A 16,527-nucleotide genomic window follows, 5' to 3' on the forward strand; every position below is an offset into this window, starting at 1 on the left:
GGATGTTGCTCCAAGTTCTCAAAGATGAGCAATTGTTAGTAGTTGTGAGAAAATCAATCACTGTTGATTGACCTCTTATCTTCCAACAGGATTATTCTTTGTCTTTTAGCCCGATCGCTTCAATTCCCAACTGTTTTTGAATTTGTCGAATCGCCTGATACATGTCATACAAACGGCTATACATCGCAGAGGCTTTGAGATAAACCTTGTGTTCGACCGCAGGGTAGCCCGAAACCGTCATCCCCGGTGGCACATCTTTATGAACTCCAGCTTTCGCAGAAGCGACAGAACCGTCTCCCATTTTGGCGTTATTCGCTACTCCGACCTGTCCTGCGAGAATCACCCGATTGCCGATCGTCGTCCCCCCTGCGATGCCACATCCCGACGCAAACGCACAGGCTTCTCCGACCGTCACGCCATGACCGACTTGCACCAGATTATCGATTTTGGTATTGCGACCAATGCGCGTTTCACCAACTGAGGGACGATCGACATTCGAGTTACAGCCCACCTCAACGCCATCTTCTAACACGGTGTAGCCAGACTGCTCCATTTTGAGCCAGCCTTCACGAGTCGGCACAAAGCCAAATCCCTCGGAGCCAATCACCGCTCCTGCATGAATTACACAGTCTGCCCCAATCTGCGATCGCTCATGAATTACACAATTGGCATGAAGAACGGTACGATCGCCCACAGTTGCCCCCGGATAAATCACCACATTGGGATGAATCACCACCCCATTCCCAATCTGAGTTTCTGCCTGAATGACGGCATGGGCCCCGATCGCCACCTCTTTACCAATTTGCGCCGATGGATCAATTACGGCTGTTGAGTGAATGACTGGTGCAGGTTTGAACGGCTGATAAAAGAGCGCGATCGCCTGAGCAAACACCAATCGAGGTTGACGAGTCGCAATCCAGGGAATGTGTCGATCGTTGGCTTTGGCCTGTAGCGTTTCGTCAGGCGGCAAAATCAGAACGCTGGCTCCAGTCGTGTCAATTTGTGAGCCAAACTTATGACCGTCGGCATAGCTAATTGTGCCTGGAGTTGCCTGATCGATCGCTGCCACGCCTATAATCTCAGGATCGTTGTCAGGGGCGATCGACAAGCTGTGTGAAACGATAGAGGCACTGAGTCTTTCGACAATTTCACTAAACTTCATAGACGGGTTGGAGGGATGAGGGATGAATTCGTGATATCGAATAGTGTGGATGATTTTAGCAAACTGCACCGCTCATCTTTTCTATTCCTAATTTAGAACTCATCCTGTCAACTGTTACCCTTCATTTTTTCTCAAAAACGAAGCGCTCTCAACGTGAGCCGTCTGTGGGAAGAAATCTGCGGGTTGGACTCGTTCAAGCTTGTAAGCACCTGATTCGCAGAGCATCTTGAGATCGCGGGCTAGAGTAGCCGGATTGCAACTAATGTAGACGATGCGTTCGGGCTTCATCTCTCTCAGCGTTTGGATTACAGCTGGGTCGCAGCCTCTACGAGGAGGATCTAATAAAACAACGTCAGGATGGACTTCTAGCAAGGGCAGAATCTTTTCGACGGTGCCCGTTTCGATCGTGACATTCTCCAATCGATTTAGTTCGGCGTTCAATTTAGCTTGTTCGACGGCTTCGGGTTGGACTTCGAGACCGATCGCTTGTTTGACTTTTTTGGCGATCGGCAAGGTAAGCGTCCCAATTCCACAGTAGGCATCGACGACAATTTCGTGACCCTGAAGATCCAATTGGCTCAAAATCACTTGCAGTAGGGCTTCGGCTTGCTCAGTGTGGACTTGAAAAAAGGTGTCAGGGAGAATCTGAAACTTGAGTCCCGCAAACTCTTCTTTGAGATAAGACTGACCTGCGATCGTTCTCGTTTCTTTGCCAAAAATGGCGTTGGTGCGATCGGCGTTCAGATTTAGCGATACGCCCACGAGATTGGGATGTTGAGTTAACCAGGTTTGCGCCTGTTCTTCAAGCCCTTCTAGATTGGCATCTCTGGCGACCAACGTCAGCAAAATTTCACCCGTGTGGCGACCAATTCTCAGACCCAGATGACGCACTTTGCCGCGATGCAGCGTTTCGTCATAGATGCCCCAGCCGCGAGTTTGCAGGTCTTGTTTGACCTCTGACAACAACGGATTCAACCGCTGATCTTGAATCGGGCACTGATTGAGATTGACAATCTGATGGCTGCCTTTTTGGTAGTATCCCGCTTGCACCTGTCCAGTGGAGGAGCGCCGCAGCGGATAAGTAGCTTTGTTGCGGTAGCCCAGCGGTTCAGAAACATTGAGAACAGGATTGATATCAATCTCGCGAAAGCCGCCCAGTCGCTCTAATGCCTGCACGAGATGATTGCGTTTGGCTTGTAGCTGATAGTCATAATCGACATGTTGCCACTGACAGCCGCCACACTTGTCGGCCACAATGCAGCCGGGGCGAATCCGATGTGGTGAGGGGTTGAGAAGCTCATGTACCTTGCCTTGTGCATACTGGGGCTTGACTCGGATCAAACGAACTAAGACACGATCGCCCGTCACCGTATCGGGCACAAAAACCACGCGCTGCTCAAATCGACCCACGCCATCGCCACTGTCGCTGAGGTCTGTGATTTCGACTTCGACCAGTTCTCCTTGCTGCCACTGGTTGGTCGCGTCGGTTGTTTCAGAGGGATGGGAAGTGGGCACAAAAATTGTCCTGTTAAGTAAGATAGACGAACTCTATTGTGGCGTTTCTTTTTGAGATATGGCTGATCTAACGAGTGTCTCGCAATTTATCGCAACGATCGAGCGACAAAATCCCGGTAAGTCTGTTTACGAAATTGCTAATATTTTGCGCGGCTACACCAAGCCTAGCTACACGACAAAAATGTGGACAATCGCCACTGGTTTTGAGCAAGCTTTTATCGAAGGAACGCTGAATCAAGACCTTACTTTAGCAGGTGAAGTGACCGATCTTGGGCATCTAATTGCTTCGCTGTCGGATCAAATTAATCAACCGGGGCTACGCTGGTCAGACTTTACGCGCTGGACGGCTGATCATACGGCGTGGGCTGGGGATATTGGGTCAGCGATCGGGCTTTATCGCACGACTCCAGAAAAATTTAAGAACTTGGGGGAAGCGCTCGATCGGTTTGCTTCAAATTCTGATTATGCGGCGGATGTGGTGGCGTTTGTAATGGGAGCCATCATCAATTCAAATACTCAAATCCCCCTGTCAACGCTGATTTTGCAATACGATAAAAAAGCATTGTCGGAGCAGATCAAACTGTTGATTAAATATCGCTTTGCGGGCGTGGTTGAAGGCAATCAATTAAAAAATCCTGCTAAGTTAGAAGCCGAAATTCGTAGTTGTGTGTTTGCTTATTTAGAACTGTCTCCAGATTCAGGAGTTTTGAAGTCGTTGAATAAGATCTTTACTCAAAAACTCAAGATTGAATGGGCGGAGAAAGAGAGCACGATCGGCGCTGATATTCTTCAAGGTTCTCTGCACTTTTTAACCTTTCTCATTCAAAAATCGGGCCTAGATCCCGTAAGATTTAAGCCCTATCAATTGCCCCAAGCGCCCTGGCTGGGAACCGTTCACTATGAAGTAACAACTCTGCCAGTTTGAATGATTTATCGTCAGATCAGAAGATCGCTAGATCAAGAGAAATCTCAGCAACCTCGAAAAGTGCAAAGCATCCAATCTCCGCAAAAAGTTGAAAGCTCTAAATACAAAGCTCTCTACATTCGGTCAGACTACATGCGCGATAGGGCAATCACTTTTGATCGCTTGTCTTGAGCTAATCCCTCTAATTCAGTAAGATGTAGCCAGCCTTCTTTGACCAATCCAGCAAACACAAAAAGTAGAACGGAATATTGATAGTCGTATTTACCGTCAATTTCATGTCTCTTAGCACTCAAAAAATCGTGTAATTTCCAAAGATCACTCAACTCAACGATCGTGCTGGCTTGTTCTTGAACTTGTTTTAGCAAAGCCTCCACTTCTCGGTTGTATGCTTTATCAAAAACAGTTTTGGCTACTTTTTTTTCGGTGTCAGTCCACTCGGCTTCAGTCACTTGCATGATCCAGTCTAAAGTTTGTACGGTTTTAGGGTGGGTTAAAAATGCTTAGGATCGTGAATTAAACAACCTGTAATTCTCGCGGTTTCGCTTCGTTTGATTCGGCTTCTGCCCCCTAAATCCCCCAAATTTGGGGGACTTTGAACCGCGAAACTGCCTTAAATTCTAGAATGTCTGCTTTCTCAAAGTCCCCCAGAATGGGGGATTTAGGGGGCGAAGCAACCAGGCAATCACCGATCTTATTCAATTCACGATCCTTAGAAAAATTGAGCGCCCCGGTTGAGAGAGCGCCCATTGCGATCGTTCTCGATCCTGTTGATTTGCCTTTAAGCGCTTCCTAGCGAACCAGGTTTAAAAGCTCTTTAGGAGACGCTAACAGGTCAATAGCAACAAAGAAAATTTTGCCTTCAGGATTGAGCAAAAAGCGCCAGGCCATATTCATGCCGACGGCTGCCCCAAACCAGGGAGTTTGCACTTTGCCCGTGACTTTTACCTGAGTGTAGCCATCGTCTGCGGGTTCAGACACGCCGCGCTCTGGGAGTAACTGGAGGTTTTGGCACTCTTCTCTAAAGAAGCGCAGGATCGCATCTTTGCCCACGATCGGTCTCTGGAAGGGAGGCTGCAACGCACCGTCTGCGACAAAGAGCTTGATCATTTCGTCAAAGTCATTGGCGTTCAGGTTGTTCATGTAGCTCAACACGGTTGGATTGTTGAGACCTTGAATGTTGACCTTGGTACGTTGAGACTGTTCTTTGGGTGCGACGACAGGCTCAGAAACTCTGGTGTAGCTGCCGAGCTTACCTGCATCAAATCCCATGTCTACGACAGAGTTTCGCAGAACGGTGATCTGTTGTCCTTGATCCAGGGACTTGAGGGTTTCTAAGACGGCCTTTGCGTTGGCAGAAAGCTGGTAACCCGTCGGAATGGGAGCGACGATGCCTTGCTCCATCCATTTCCCAAGCTGATCCCAGAACCCTAATTTGATGTTGGCCGACCAAGTAGCATAAGTGCGGCAGATCGGGGTGTCTGCGTGGTTTGCCAGGTCACACATGACTTGAGTTTGTTGCTCAAAGGTCATCTGCTTGACATCGTTAAGAATGCCTTCGGCAAACTGCATACTCGCTGCACCGGGAGCCGCCACGGTGATCGTTTTACCCATTTCCAGAAATGCAAACCAAGTCCATGCCAATTGATCTTCAGCGCTAAGTTGGTTGAATCGCGCGGTTAATGCGGGCACTGCATCAGCAGACAAAGTGCCGGGAAAAATGCCACGAGCGGAGTCAATAGTAATCGCCATAAAAAAGGCTACCTCATTAAGTTTCCAACTGACCAAAGGCGAAGCAAGACATTTTGGAAGTACTGTTTTGCTCTCGGTTATCAAATTATCACAGAACGTTACAAAAGTTAAAACCCTTCCATATTCATCTCAGAAGGTCAAAATAGATAAACGCCACAAAGCGCAAAGGAATTGCTCCATTGGAATTACTTATCTCTTATTTTGAAATTAAGTTTAGATACATTTCTTAATCGAATAGAGTTCATATGTTTTTCAAATGTTTAAGTGAGTCATTCACCCTGCGATTTTAAGATCAATTCGATCAAGCTTGATCTAGAAGGCGTTCTCAACTCGATCGCTGTAGACTGTAGCGAGGTTGTCGATCGCATTCACATCATTTCAAGAGAAAGCTGAATCAGGGGAGCTTGCGGCCTGCCAAAACTCTTGATGCACCTGCACAATTTCTGCCTCAACTTCAAGAATCGGCCCCCACACTTTAATGGGCTTTTGACCTTGCTCAAAGAGCGATCGACAGGGCAAATTTAATGTCGGATTCTCAGTATGATTGCCCGTCAGCTCCAATAATCGCGCTTCAGAAATGCCGTAGACTAAGCGACCGATGTTTGCCCAATAGAGCGTTCCGGCACACATAGCGCAGGGTTCCGCTGTCGTGTAAAGCGTACAGTTCCATAGATAATCAGAATCAAAATTCATCCAGGCTGTGCGAATTAGCACCGATTCAGCATGATTCACCGTATCGACGTTGCCCTGCTCAAATAGCACCGTTTCGTGATCAGGAGCCACCAGAATTGACCCAAACGGATGGTGCCCAAACTGACGAGCGCGAAGGGCGATTTGGTGCGATCGCCGCAAATGTCGAATCATCTGTTCTCGTGTCGGTTCATCTAGATGTCTCAAACGGCTCTCCTTAGCTTCTTCTACCGTGTACACACAAGTTGGTCGATCTGTGGTTGGCGATAGGCTTCGCCCCCTAAATCCCCCAGTCTGGGGGACTTTGAGAAAGAAAGGCTTCTAGAAGGCAGAGAAACTTCTCAAGATTTCAAAGTCCCTCACTCGTGGGGGATTTAGGGGGCAGAAGCCGGCTCAAACGGAGACAATTAATGACTTGTGTGTACACCGTAGTCTTAGCTTCTTCTAGCCAGATTTGCAAAAGTGATCCCCCAAAGCCGTAGACTAAATGATGCAATAAATGATCTTTTAACCTGACGACCTGTGCGAAAAATTGTAATTGCTGGCAACTGGAAAATGTATAAAACTCAGGCAGAAGCCCTAGAGTTTTTGCAAGGCTTTACTTCTGAGCTAGAGACGATTCCAGACGATCGAGACATTGTGCTGTGTGTCCCTTTCACCGATCTGGAGATTTTGTCAAGAAGCCTGCATGGTAGCCGCATCCAGATTGGCGCACAGAATGTCCATTGGGAAACCGCAGGCGCATACACGGGCGAGATTTCTGGCTCCATGCTGACCGAGCTAGGAACGCGATTTGTCGTCATCGGTCACAGCGAACGCCGTCAATATTTTGGCGAAACTGACGAAACGGTGAATCTTCGTATCAAAGCCGCTCAAAAAGCAGGACTCACCCCGATTTTGTGTGTCGGAGAAACCAAACAGCAGCGCGACGCAAACGACACCGAATCTCACATCTTTAGTCAGCTTGAGAAAGGACTGATAGAGGTCAACCAGTACAATCTGGTGATCGCGTATGAACCGATCTGGGCGATCGGCACCGGAGATACTTGCGCCTCTAGTGAAGCCAACCGCGTCATCGGACTGATCCGCAGCAAACTCACCAACCCCCACGTCACCATTCAATACGGCGGCTCGGTCAAACCCGACAACATCGACGAAATCATGACCCAACCTGAAATCGATGGTGTTCTGGTCGGCGGAGCCAGCCTCGATGCCAAAGGGTTTGCCCGAATTGCCAATTTTAAGTAGGGTCAATGCCCCGTGGTTGCCCAACGTGATCGGTAGAGTGTGTTGAGCCATGCAAAACGCACCCATTTTAAGTTGTTAAATTTACGTGAATTCGATGAGAGGTTTTCCGCTTCGTTGTTCACGGCTTTTGCCCCCCAACCCCCCAATTTGGGGGACTTTAAGAGAGGAATTCTGGTTCAAAGTCCCTCACTCGTGGGGGATTTAGGGGGCGTTCCTGGATCTAAAAGCGAAGCGAAGCGTTCATCGAACTGACGTTAAATTTACAGGCTGGATGTCAAAAGGGTTGCCTTAAATTTACTTTTTGCCCCTGAGCCAGTAGGTGATCATTTCGCCTTTGCCGCGCACCTCGATCGCCCCTCTCTCTTCAAACCAGTATTTATCGAACAGACGATCGTAGGTCGAAGCGGTGACTTGAATGCATCCGGCCGAGCCTTGCGACTCCATGCGGCTGGCCATGTTTACGGTGTCGCCCCACAGATCGTAGATAAATTTGCGAGTGCCAATCACGCCAGCGACGACCGGCCCGGTACTAATGCCAATTCGCATTCTAAAAGACTCGCCCGTTTCTTGATTAAAGTCGGCGATCGCAATCTGCATGTCCAGCGCCATTGCTGCGATTGCAGCCGCATGAAACTCATTGGGCGTAGGCAGTCCACCAACCACCATGTAAGCATCGCCGATCGTTTTGATTTTTTCTAAGCCGTGCAAATCCGCCAGTTGGTCAAAGGCAGAAAAGATCTTATTGAGTAAAGTGACAATCTCGATCGCCGATCGCTGAGTCGAAAGCTGCGTGAATCCAACAATATCCGCAAACAGAACCGTCGCTTCGGGGAAGGTGTCAGCGATCGTGCTGGAGCTTTGTTTCAGTTGTTCGGCGACCGACTTGGGCAAAATGCTTAACAGCAAGCGTTCTGACTTTTCTTGTTCTTCTTGCAGACGTTTTAGATAAGCTTGCTCCTGGTCGCGCAGCCGCTTTTTTTCGAGGCAGGCCCCGATCCGAGCTTTGAGCAACGTCGGGTTAAACGGCTTAAACAAATAATCTTCGGCCCCTAGCTCAATGCAGCGCGCCACGCTTTCAATATCGTTTAATGCAGAAATCATGATCACGGGAATATGGCGCAGGGCAGGATTGGCTTTGAGATGCTCTAAAACCTCGTAGCCATTCATTTGCGGCATCATAATATCGAGCAACACGACATCGACAGACTGCTCCTGTAGAAGACATAGCGCTTGCTGTCCGTTTTCGGCCATTACGATCGTGTGCCCTTGCTTCTTCAATCGACGAGAGAGCAAATCGCGGTTTGTCTCAATATCGTCCACAATCAGCACAGTTCCCTGTTCGTCACTCATTCCACTGTTCCGCTCTACTGCTGCATCGAGTTGCACAATCTGACCTAACCCGTCGCTTAGATTACAAGCTTAGTTTCATTATTCTATGCCTTCTGCTTTTTGCCCTTCAAAAAATCAAGATTCGCTAACTGATTGTCCTGAGTCGTTTTTCACGAAGATAAATGGGTTTCTGGAAAATTTTCTAGAGAGCGCTAATTAAGGTTGGTAAAGTTTCTTAGCTCTGGTGTTGAAGGCTTTTGCTCCCCAAGCTGCCAATTTTTGGGGGCTTTAAGATTCCTGGTTCAAAATCTGCCCTTATCGGGGGATTTAGAAAATTTCAGAGCGACGCACAAAGCGTGATCGAGTCTCCGTTAATTGGGCCATCGTGATCGAGCAAAAATTCTGAAGCGACGATCGGGAGTGAGACGGTGAAGGTCGATCCCTGGTCTAGAGCGCTCTCGACAAAAATATCGCCGCCCATCATACGGACAAAGTGACGAGAGATGGCCAGTCCCAGTCCGGTGCCGCCATATTTGCGGGTGGTTGAGGTGTCCGCTTGCGTGAAGGGGTCAAACAGGGTGGTGGACTGGTCGGGGGTCATGCCGATTCCGGTATCAGAGATGCGGAAGAGGAGGGAGGAGGGAGGAAGGAGGAGGGAGGAACTGGGGAATGGGCTGCTTTGCTCAACGGTGAGGGTGATGGTGCCGTTTTCGGTAAATTTGGCGGCGTTGCTGAGGAGGTTGAAGAGAACTTGCCGAACTTTGGTCAGATCTGCGTTGAGAGAACCGATCGCCTCTGGGCAGCAAACAATTAGCTGATTGTGATTTTGGGTAATTAGCGGCTTGACGGTGTAGGCGACTTCTTGGATCAGTTGGGCGACATCGAAGCTTTCTACAAATAACTCGGTTTTGCCTGCTTCGATTTTGGAGAGGTCTAAAATGTCGTTGATCAGTCCCAGGAGATGGTTTCCGGCGGCGTGAATTCTCTGAAGGTCGGGGAGAAACTCAGTTTGTTGGCGTTCGATCGCGTCTTCTTGAAGCATTTCGCTGTAGCCAATGATCGCATTCATGGGTGTGCGAAGTTCGTGACTCATGTTGGCCAAAAACTGACTTTTGGTGCGGTTGGCGGCTTCGGCTTTTTCTTTGGCGGCTTGCAGTTCTTGTTCGATTTGTTTGCGCTGGGCGATCTCTTGAAACATTTGGGTACAGGAAGTTTCAGCGTCTAGATCAGAGTGAACCGTGCCCCGTAAGGCTGTGAATCGATGAATGAGATGAGTCCCGATCGCCCCCGTCAATACGGCCAGACCGCTGCTTAAAGATGACTTGCCCGTGAGCAAAACCAATCCCATCAAAGCGCCAAACATTAGTCCATGACCCGCCCAAAAAAACAGCACGGAACTGCTAAAATCGGTCAATTTTTTGAAGGCGCTCCGATACTTTGGATGGCGCATCAGCCCAGATTCTAAACATAAGAAAGTAGCCTGCACCAAGAAAACAAGGCTGGCACTGCTGATGATCCATAGGGTATCGCTCATGGTTCGATCCAGGGTTATGCGTGTTTTTAACGGCAGTAGTCGGGGTTGTAGCCGGGACTTTAGACTTTAGACGTTGGACGTTGGACTTTAATGTTTGGTCTTTGGTCTAGCGTTGGTTCGACCCCTTACGGGTAACTCGAAGAGATCAAGTTTTTTCGCTTCGTCGATCAAATCTTTTGCCCCCCAATCTCCCAATTCTGGGGGACTTTAAGAGGAGAATTCTAGCTCAAAGTTCCTCATTGGTAGGGGATTTAGGGGGCGTTTCCTAGTGGAAAAACGCAGCGAATACATTTATCGAATTCAGCGAATTTATGTTTGGTCTAACGTCTAAGGTCTATCTTCAGTCCCGCTCAGTTAGTTATTCCCGTTTGTGATTACTTTTAACGGCTTCGTTGGTCATCTAGCCGATATTTCAGTGTTTTCTCTAGCAATTCTCAAACTAACCGCGATCGATGCAAGCTGTGTTGTTTGATTTAGAGCGACTGCATTTTCTCTCGTGTTGCGGACAGTGAAATTTTGGGGTCTTGACCGACTGGCAGATACATTGTGAAGGTTGACCCTTTGCCATATTCACTTTCGACGGCGATCGTGCCCCCCATGATTTGACAAAATCTTTGGGCGATCGCTAATCCCAACCCGGTGCCGCCATATTTGCGAGTCGTCGATGCGTCTGCCTGCGTAAACGCCTGAAACACTCTCTCTATCTGCTCTGCTGTCATGCCAATTCCAGTATCAGAAATGCGAAATATGATAAACGATTGAGGTTTGAGTGACGCATCAGCCTTGGAAGGTGAGGGGTGAGAATTACCCGCCCCAGCGCCTTTTTCGACCGTCAGCGCGATCGTGCCTTGAGCCGTAAATTTACAGGCATTACTCAGCAAGTTATATAAATTTTGGCGCGTCTTGGTCAGGTCAGCATAGAGACAGCCCACATTGTCAGCACAGTGAACAATCAAGACATTGCCGTTTTGCTCAACGAGCGGCTGAATTGTGCTAGATACTTCTTGAATCAGAGGATGAACTTCAAAACTTTCGAGGTATAAATCCATCTTTCCAGCTTCAATTTTAGAGAGATCGAGAATGTCATTGATCAATCTCAACAAATGCCTGCCAGCGCTGTTAATTTTTTGTAGATCTGGAACTAAACTATCTTGTCCGCAATCGATCGCTTCTTCTTGCAGCATTTCACTGTATCCCAGAATTGCATTCATCGGCGTGCGTAACTCGTGACTCATGTTAGCCAAAAACTGACTCTTGGCCCAGTTTGCTTGCTCTGCAATTTCTTTGGCCTGTTGAATCTCGCTGGTTGATTTCTGGAGTTCTTGTTCGTATTGCTCTAATACGCCTAACATAATGTTGATCGTAGTGCCCAGATTAGAAAGCTCGTCTTTGCCAGGGGCAGAAACTCGCAGCGATAGATTGCCACTTTCCCCAATTTCTGCCACTTCGTCACTCAGGCGCGATAGTCTCGACAAAACCAGCTTTTCTAACAGCAGCAGCGTCACCCCCCCAAACACAAAGCCCACGACAACAATCAGCAAACTCAAAAATCGAATCGCTTCCTTGCCCTGCTGATAAATTTCTCTAGGATTTTGCACCTGTAAAATGATGGCGGGCTTGCCGTAAATATCTCTGAGCAACGCAGATCCCGCGATCGTTTTCTCATTGATTGGGCGCACCGTGACGGTGGCATTTTCGAGTCTCATCGCAGACGGGCTAAAAAATTCGATCGGCATTTTGCGATCCAAAAGTGGCTGCACGGTTAGGGGCACTTGCAGCGATCGGGTCAACTGACTTACGTCTTCTTCTCGCACATAGCGACCGACAATCAAACTGCCCAAAATGGGCCCCTTACCTGCGCTGTTGACGATCGGGCGAGAAGCCACCATCATCGGCCCCTCTGGCAGCATGAGAATGCCCGTGGTCGTACTTTGAGGCGTGGCATGTTGGAGCAGGCGATCGCCGATTGCAATGTGCTGTTTTACGCCCTGGGGAATGGGAACTCTTTGCCCCTCTTGTAAATCAAATCCAGTGCCAAACACGATCTTGCCGGAGCGATCGATAAATAAAATCAGGTTGACTTGCAGCATGGCTAACTGCGGATCAATCAAATTAGTGCGAATAAATTCTGAATTGCCATCGCGAATAAATTTGGCGGCATCGTCCCAGGATGACCAATCAGCAAAATTTGCGTTGAACTGCTCCAAACTTTGGTTAAAAACATTCAAAACGCCCTTCATCATCTGGCGCGTGTCCTGGTCTTCGGCACGATTAGAACTGCCCAACAGCAGCGTCGAGGCAACCGTATAGATGGCCGCATTCAAACTGACCAACGTCACACCAATAATCAGTAAGGTTCTTCTCCGCAGCGTGAGAAAATTGCTCTTTCCTAGTTTCATCATGCGGTCTATCCGAGAAGGGTCTGAATTTTTTCGAGCAGTCGCGGCAGTTCTACAGGCTTGGTGTCGTAGTCGTCGCATCCCGCCTCCAAACACTTTTCGCGATCGCCCGACATCGCATGGGCCGTCAGCGCAATAATCGGAATCTGCTGAGTCGCCGTCACGGACTTGATCTGGCGAGTCGCCTCCCAACCGTCTAAGACGGGCAAACTCATGTCCATCAAAATCAAGTCTGGTAACTCAGCCTGAGCAACCTTAATTCCCTGCTCACCATCGATCGCGCTGACCACTTCAAATCCGCGCCGAGACAGCCGACGGGACAGCATATCGCGGTTGATTTCGTTATCTTCGACTAAAAGAATTTTAGGCATGGCTGACTGATTAGAGCAATTTTAAGCGGGCTGGGGCTACGGCCGTTTGTCCAAACTGGTTAACGTTTCTCGGACTTCTTGCAGCAGATCGTCACGGGTATAGGCTCCTTTCTGCAAAATTTGTTCGACATCGCCGCTGAGTTGGGCCCGATCGGCTGGCGTGAGCGTCATGGCCGTTACGACAATTACAGGAATCGATCGCCACTCGGCCACCTGCCGCAGTTTGGTAATAAACTCGAAGCCATTCATCTCTGGCATCATCAAATCCAGCAGGATCAGGTCGGGTTTTTGTTGAGACAGGCAGGTGAGGGCGACTTTGCCATTGGGGGCGACGATGCCTGTCCAGCCTGCTTTGGCGAGGGTGCGCTGAAATAATTCGCGAGTTGCGAGGTCGTCTTCGACAATCAGGACTTGTCCGGTGTGGGGGTCGGCAGGGCGATATTTGCTGAGAATGGCTAACAGTCGTTTGTAGTCGATCGGCTTGGTCAAATAGTCAGACGCGCCCAACGCAAATCCTAAATTTTTGTCATCGACGATCGTTAAGACGACGACGGGAATATCTGCCACGTCTGGGTTGGCTTTGAGGGCGGACAAGACGGCCCAGCCGTCCATTTTGGGCATCAACACATCCAGCGTAATCGCATCAGGACGCAGCTCGATCGATCGCCTCACGCCTTCTTCTCCCGTCGAGGCTGTCTCTACGCGAAAGCCTTCTTTGGTCAGAGCGCGCACCATTAACTCTTGAGTGGCTACGTCGTCGTCGATCACCAAAACAGTGAAGCAGGGTTCACCTGTCGCATCTAAAAAAGGTACGAGGGAGTCTGGAGGGGGAGCCAGTTTGCGATCAAGAACAGCGATCGGTAATTGCACCGTGAAGATTGACCCTTTGCCAATCTCACTGGTCACGGTAATGTCGCCGCCCATCAATTGACAAAATCGCTGACTGAGGGCCAGTCCTAACCCGGTGCCGCCGTATTTGCGCGTGGTGGAGGTGTCTGCTTGAGTGAATGCTTGAAATAGTCGGTTTGCTTGCTCTGGGGTGATGCCAATTCCAGTGTCGGAGACGTGGAAGAGGAGGGAGGGAGGAGGGAGGAGGGAGGAGGGAGGAGGGAGGAGGGAACTGGGGAATGGGCTGCTTTGCTCAATGGTGAGGGTGATGGTGCCGTTTTCGGTGAATTTGGCGGCGTTGCTGAGGAGGTTGAAGAGGACTTGTCGAACTTTGGTTACGTCGGCATACATTTTTCCGATGTCGTCAGGGTAGGAAACTTGTAGCGTGTTGTTGTGTTTGGCGATCAGGGGTTCGATCGTGGTTTCGATGTCTCGAATCAGCAGGGACACTTCAAAGGTCTCTAAAAAGAGATCCATTTTGCCTGCTTCGATTTTGGAGATGTCGAGAATGTCGTTGATCAAGTCCAATAGATGTTTGCCTGCGCCGCGAATCTTATCTAAGTCGGGCAAAATTTCTGTCACGCCCAGATCCGCCGCGTCTTCTTGCAGCATCTCGCTGTAGCCAATGATCGCATTCAAGGGGGTGCGAAGTTCGTGGCTCATGTTGGCCAAAAACTGGCTCTTGGACTGGCTGGCCGTCTCGGCCGCTTCTTTGGCGTTGTAGAGTTCTTGGGCGGTGCGCTTACGATCGTCGATGTCCTGTACGGTTCCGACATAAAACAAGAGGCTGCCATCGTGATCACGGACTGCAACCGCACTTTCGCTGATCCAGACCACGCTGCCGTCTTGTCGATAGACTTGAGATTCAAAATCGGCAATGCGATCGTCCCGATTGATCAGTTGCACAAAGTCGGCGTGGCGATCGGGGTCTACATACCGCTGGTTACTGTTAGACAAATGGCTGATCAACTCCTCTGGTGACTGATAGCCATAAATGCGAACGAGAGCCGGGTTGACGCTCAGATATTCGCCAGTGGGGGTTGTTTGAAAGATGCCTTCGGTCGAGTTTTCAAAAATGCTGCGATATTGTTCTTCGGCATGGCGTACGGCAATTTCAACTTGTTTGCGCTGCATAAACTGGCCGATTTGAGTGCCGACCGTGGCAATCATTTGCAGCATTTCTGGATCTAATTGACGAAACTCTGTACTAAAAAAAACCATGACTGCAATAACTCGACCCTTTGTGGGTACCTCGAAGCGATCGCCCTGCAAAATTGGGAAGCCGAAGGCACTGTGCAAATTTGCTTTTGTAGCCAACCCTCCGGGTAAAAAGAAGCCAGGTTCTTGATTGAGATCGCTAATCCAAATTGGTTTTGTCGCTGCCCAAACTCGCCCAATCAAACCCACTCCCATCGCGAAGCTATTAGATTGACTGTGGGCCGCAAAATCGGCGACTTTGGTTTGCGATCGACACCAGCATTTCACCAAGCGCATCATCTGGCTGGTCGGGTCGATCGTCCAGAGTTCGCCCAGTTCCCAGTTAAGATTTTCACAGATTGTCTGCAAAATTTCGGAGGTTGCTTCGTCTAGATTTTCTGATTCTGAAACTGCTTTTGTCGTCGTATATTGCACTCTCAATCGCTGCTCTACTTGCTGTCTTTTTTGCCAATTTCGAGTGAGCGCCCCATAGATGACAGTCACCGCAACTAACACCAACGAGGTGAACGCGATCGCTCGATATTTTCGCCAAACATAGTCATCTAGACGGATTTGTAAGAGCTGATCTGTAGCGGGCACCATCGCATCATAAAGCCTGAACTGATCCGCGATCGCCTGACTCCCAACGCCTGAGTAATCAATCGATTCCGACGAAATTGTTTGCAGTGTATCTTCGTGAATAAGTTGTAGAAAATCGTTGGTGCTGCTGAGGCTAGTTCGCACTGAGGTTTGTAAAGCTGCCCGCACTTGGGGGTTGTATTCAAAAATGACTTGAGTCCCTCTGGCGATCGCGCTCATGGGCGTATTAATTGAGTAATTAAAGACCGTCATTTGGGCTTCTTCACTCAAGGTAATTTTTTGACGCGCTGCGACTTCTGTGCCAAATTCTTTTGCTTGGGCGGTCTTTTCGACCGCAGACGGTAGTTTGGTAATCAGCGCATCTAGCAGATAATAAGCATCTAAATTAGGGTCAAGAATCATGTTAGAGGTGTCCCCTACATGCGTAATTTGAGCCAGAATGCTTTCGATCAGAGCCGTATGACGCACAAAGCTTCTTTCAGTGGTTAACTCTTCTGCTTTAAGGGATGCCCAATCTTGCTTAATTGCAGTCCAGTTTTTAGTCGTCTTAAGCGTTTTTCCTAACCGACGATCGACGATATCAATGGCTTGAATGTTAGCGGCGATCGCTCGTTGACTGGCTAATAATGTCTCTTCATCACTGGCATTACCCGATAGATAAAGATTAGCCAACCTGCGATATTGGATGGCATTTTCTAACAGTTTCCTCAGTGCTTTATTGTATTCCAGCCCATGTTTCTCGTTTTGAGTAAAGCGAATTTCGACATCAATTTCGGCGACCAATTGTTGAACGACGACCGCAAGCGGCAACGTGAAGGTTGCTAACAACGTCACCAGGCTGACTTGTCCGAGCCACTGTTTGAGTCCGTTTTTTTTCACGCTGGTCTCCTCAAACTTTCAGAGTCTTCGCTTTCGTCTTT

The 16,527-nt window shown here is 48.9% G+C and carries 12 protein-coding genes; 2 read left to right on the top strand and 10 right to left on the bottom strand.

The window, feature by feature from the left end; all coding sequences use genetic code 11:
* Positions 1-91: 91 nt before the first annotated feature.
* Positions 92-1,162 carry a UDP-3-O-(3-hydroxymyristoyl)glucosamine N-acyltransferase gene (gene lpxD, locus ACKFKF_RS16925; protein ID WP_446868749.1) on the bottom strand — a complete coding sequence of 357 codons (1,071 nt, stop codon included), beginning with the start codon at positions 1,160-1,162 and terminating at the stop codon, positions 92-94.
* A 114-nt stretch (positions 1,163-1,276) separates the two neighbouring features.
* A complete protein-coding gene (gene rlmD / locus ACKFKF_RS16930; protein WP_446868751.1) occupies positions 1,277-2,677 on the bottom strand; it encodes a 23S rRNA (uracil(1939)-C(5))-methyltransferase RlmD in 1,401 nt (466 codons plus the stop codon).
* 58 nt (positions 2,678-2,735) lie between these two features.
* On the opposite strand from rlmD, the gene ACKFKF_RS16935 reads away from it, so the two are divergent.
* Positions 2,736-3,602 carry a hypothetical protein gene (locus ACKFKF_RS16935; RefSeq protein ID WP_446868752.1) on the top strand — a complete coding sequence of 289 codons (867 nt, stop codon included), beginning with the start codon at positions 2,736-2,738 and terminating at the stop codon, positions 3,600-3,602.
* Positions 3,603-3,730: 128 nt separating this feature from the next.
* Here the strand turns inward: ACKFKF_RS16935 and ACKFKF_RS16940 are convergent, their stop codons facing one another.
* The 3 genes from ACKFKF_RS16940 to ACKFKF_RS16950 form a co-directional block, all read right to left on the bottom strand.
* Positions 3,731-4,057, bottom strand: coding sequence for a hypothetical protein (locus ACKFKF_RS16940; protein ID WP_446868753.1), 327 nt, complete (start codon positions 4,055-4,057; stop codon positions 3,731-3,733).
* Positions 4,058-4,391: 334 nt separating this feature from the next.
* Entirely contained in the window at positions 4,392-5,351 is a 960-nt protein-coding gene (locus ACKFKF_RS16945; RefSeq protein WP_446868754.1) for an orange carotenoid-binding protein, read from the bottom strand.
* 378 nt (positions 5,352-5,729) lie between these two features.
* Positions 5,730-6,248, bottom strand: coding sequence for a nucleoside deaminase (locus ACKFKF_RS16950; protein ID WP_446868755.1), 519 nt, complete (start codon positions 6,246-6,248; stop codon positions 5,730-5,732).
* Between the two features lie 315 nt (positions 6,249-6,563).
* Here ACKFKF_RS16950 and tpiA point away from each other — a divergent pair, with 315 nt between their 5' ends.
* Positions 6,564-7,289, top strand: a complete 726-nt coding sequence (tpiA, locus tag ACKFKF_RS16955; RefSeq protein WP_446868756.1) for a triose-phosphate isomerase — start codon at positions 6,564-6,566, stop codon at positions 7,287-7,289.
* Between the two features lie 294 nt (positions 7,290-7,583).
* Here tpiA and ACKFKF_RS16960 read toward each other — a convergent pair whose 3' ends face one another.
* From ACKFKF_RS16960 to ACKFKF_RS16980, 5 genes are all read right to left on the bottom strand, one after another.
* Positions 7,584-8,639, bottom strand: a complete 1,056-nt coding sequence (locus tag ACKFKF_RS16960) for an adenylate/guanylate cyclase domain-containing protein (protein ID WP_446858157.1) — start codon at positions 8,637-8,639, stop codon at positions 7,584-7,586.
* A 316-nt stretch (positions 8,640-8,955) separates the two neighbouring features.
* Entirely contained in the window at positions 8,956-10,152 is a 1,197-nt protein-coding gene (locus tag ACKFKF_RS16965; protein ID WP_446868757.1) for an ATP-binding protein, read from the bottom strand.
* Positions 10,153-10,625: 473 nt separating this feature from the next.
* Complete coding sequence (locus ACKFKF_RS16970; protein WP_446868758.1) at positions 10,626-12,554, bottom strand: sensor histidine kinase; 1,929 nt, start codon at positions 12,552-12,554, stop codon at positions 10,626-10,628.
* 5 nt (positions 12,555-12,559) lie between these two features.
* The gene (locus tag ACKFKF_RS16975) at positions 12,560-12,922 is read right to left on the bottom strand and encodes a response regulator (protein ID WP_446868759.1); all 363 of its coding nucleotides are present in this window, start codon (positions 12,920-12,922) and stop codon (positions 12,560-12,562) included.
* Between the two features lie 36 nt (positions 12,923-12,958).
* On the bottom strand, positions 12,959-16,486 hold the full coding sequence (locus ACKFKF_RS16980; protein WP_446868760.1) for a response regulator: 3,528 nt from the start codon (positions 16,484-16,486) through the stop codon (positions 12,959-12,961).
* Between the last annotated feature and the right edge of the window lie 41 nt (positions 16,487-16,527).

Source organism: Phormidesmis sp. 146-12, assembly GCF_052939495.1.

Coding starts and splice junctions, on each gene's coding strand:
- ACKFKF_RS16975 (WP_446868759.1), bottom strand. CDS start 12,922: ATGCCTAAAATTCTTTTAGTCGAAGATAACGAAATCAACCGCGATATG.
- ACKFKF_RS16940 (WP_446868753.1), bottom strand. CDS start 4,057: ATGCAAGTGACTGAAGCCGAGTGGACTGACACCGAAAAAAAAGTAGCC.
- ACKFKF_RS16945 (WP_446868754.1), bottom strand. CDS start 5,351: ATGGCGATTACTATTGACTCCGCTCGTGGCATTTTTCCCGGCACTTTG.
- lpxD (WP_446868749.1), bottom strand. CDS start 1,162: ATGAAGTTTAGTGAAATTGTCGAAAGACTCAGTGCCTCTATCGTTTCA.
- ACKFKF_RS16970 (WP_446868758.1), bottom strand. CDS start 12,554: ATGATGAAACTAGGAAAGAGCAATTTTCTCACGCTGCGGAGAAGAACC.
- ACKFKF_RS16935 (WP_446868752.1), top strand. CDS start 2,736: ATGGCTGATCTAACGAGTGTCTCGCAATTTATCGCAACGATCGAGCGA.
- ACKFKF_RS16965 (WP_446868757.1), bottom strand. CDS start 10,152: ATGAGCGATACCCTATGGATCATCAGCAGTGCCAGCCTTGTTTTCTTG.
- ACKFKF_RS16960 (WP_446858157.1), bottom strand. CDS start 8,639: ATGAGTGACGAACAGGGAACTGTGCTGATTGTGGACGATATTGAGACA.